Origin of the sequence: Methanoregula sp. (assembly GCF_002835825.1) — an archaeon.
GTDB lineage: Archaea > Halobacteriota > Methanomicrobia > Methanomicrobiales > Methanospirillaceae > Methanoregula.
This window is the reverse complement of record NZ_PIZH01000346.1, coordinates 1-2,305: the sequence shown is the minus strand read 5'-3', so window position 1 is coordinate 2,305 and position 2,305 is coordinate 1. Positions and strand designations below refer to the sequence as shown.

1 protein-coding gene is annotated in these 2,305 nt (G+C 59.4%); it reads left to right on the top strand.

Annotated features, from left to right (window positions below; translation table 11 throughout):
• Positions 1-2,298: WD40 repeat domain-containing protein (locus tag CW742_RS10845; RefSeq protein WP_292420291.1), on the top strand; the 2,298-nt coding region annotated here is incomplete at its 5' end.
• Positions 2,299-2,305: the final 7 nt, after the last annotated feature.

The window sequence follows — 2,305 nt, the reverse complement described above, 5'->3', positions numbered from 1 at the left end:
GCCCAGGGTTGGTCGTTCGCGGAGTGGGAGATTATCATGAAAGAGCTCGCCAGCGAAACGTCCTGGGACCTTCTCTGGAGACTCGCCAGGATGGCACCCCCGGCCATCTCCCGTGCAGCAATTGAGGTCCTGAACACGGCAGGCTGGCATCCGGATGGTGATGCACGGCAGGTCTTTGAGGAACTCATCGCTGACCTGCCGGAATCCTGGAATGGCCCCCTGCCGGAAAAACCGCTCCTCTCCTGCGGGGTACAGGAAGGCCAGGTGCTGCGCCTCTCTTTTTCACCGGAGGGCACCCTCCTTGCCGCAGGGTCCTCCGATGGCACGATTACCCTCTGGCAGGTTGCTTCTGCCCGTCTCCTGGCGTCCTGTAATCCTGGTATTGGATCCCCGCATTCCCTCGTTTTCACGCCCGACAATACCCTCCTGATTGCCGGAGGGGACAAAGGCACACTGCATGCGGTCACCTGTTCCGGTGAGCCCGTCTGGTCTTTTTGCGATCCGGATCATCCGGTCTCCTGTGCAATCCTTTCAGCAACTGGAGAGGAAGTGCTGGTCGGGGACAACGCCGGATACCTCTTTTGCATCGCGTGCCAAACCGGGGCTGTCCGCTCTTCTGTGCGCTGCCACACCTCTCCCATAACTGCCCTGGCCCGGGCACAAGGTGGAAAATTCCTGGCAACCGGCCATGCTGACGGAACGGTCTGTTGCCTTGATGCACTGACCGGGGCCGTGTTCTGGATCACCCCGGGATCAGGAGACCCGGTCCGGGAGCTTGCCTTTTTTGAAGAAACGGGCGACATCCTCGTGATCCGCGGTCATGCTCTTCCGGTCAGCCTGTCAGGTGAGAACGGGAGCCCGGTTCGAGAATATGCCGGCCATAGCGGCACGGTCTCCTGCTCTGCGTTTTCCGCGGACTGCCATACGGTTGTTGTTGGCGGCGATACAAATGTGCTCCGCATCTGGTATTGTAGGGATACTCCGTCCGCTGTAATCCCGCTTTACAACCGGGTACCCTCCTGCTGCGTCATCACGCAGGACGGGAGATACCTCATTGCAGGCTGCAATGACGGTACAGTGTTCTGTTTCCATCTTCCCGATGGCACAAAGACAAAGGAAAACCGTGCGTACCGCCGCCCGGTGAGTTCCTGTTCCCTGTCTCCGGACGGAAAATTCCTTGCCCTTGCAGGCTGGGATGGGACCGTTACGCTAAGGACAGTTCCGGAAGGGGAGCTCCTGCGTACGCTCCGGCGCCCTGCCGGGGCCGTTACCTCCCTTGCCTTTGCAGGGAAAGATGCCGGTATCATTGCCGGAGCCGCAGACGGCACTGTCCGACTGCTCTTCCCTGACAACGGCACTGATGGAAGGAGTATCGATCTCTATACAGCCTCGGTTCGTGCAATCGCAGCAAGTCCCTATGGCACAATTCTTGCCTGTGCCGGAAAAGAACCCGGTCTTCGGTTCTGGGATATCAGGACAGGAAGTCTCCTTGCATCCTGCATCGGGCTGAAAACCACCGTGCGGTGCCTTGCCTTCCTGCCAGACGGGAAGACCCTCATCACCGGTGGGTGGGATGGCCGGGTCCGGCTCTGGGACGTCCCATCAGGGACGGCAAATGGAATACGCAAAGGCCATACCAGCACGGTAACCTGCTGTGCGGTCTCTCCATCGGGAGAACTGATCGTCACCGGAAGCAATGATACTACCGTCCGCATCTGGCATAGCAATGATACCACAGAATCGCTGGTTCTTCGCGATGCTGCAAAAGAAGTATCCTGCTGTGCCATCTCCCCGGATGGCACGCTTCTCGCAGCGGCCGGGGCAGATCCTGTGATACGGCTGTATCGCCTGCCCGACGGGGCACGCGCATATGACATCCTACAGGTTCCGGGAATCCCCACAGCGATCTCCTTTACGAGTGACGGTCTTTCCCTTGCAGCCGGGTATACTGAAGGGACGCTGGCATTCTATTCCCTGCATGACCGCACCCTGATCCGGGCACTCCCCGCCCATGCCGGGGCAGTGACCGGGATTGTCATTATCCCGGAAAAGGACTGTATTATAACCAGCGGTGAGGACGGAAGAGTCCGTACCTGGAGGATCCCGTTTCTCCGGCCCCTTTCCCGCGCAACGTTTGCTGACCTGGAGCTCGCACAGGAACAAGCCCAAAGCGCTGATGCAATGACACCCCAGTGGCGCTTTCTGTACCGGCTCCTTTCCCCCCGGTTCCAGGTCGAGATCGAACTCTGCCCGGTCTTTTTGGATGCCGGGGCGCTGGATATCCAGATTGTCGGGTGAGGCAATG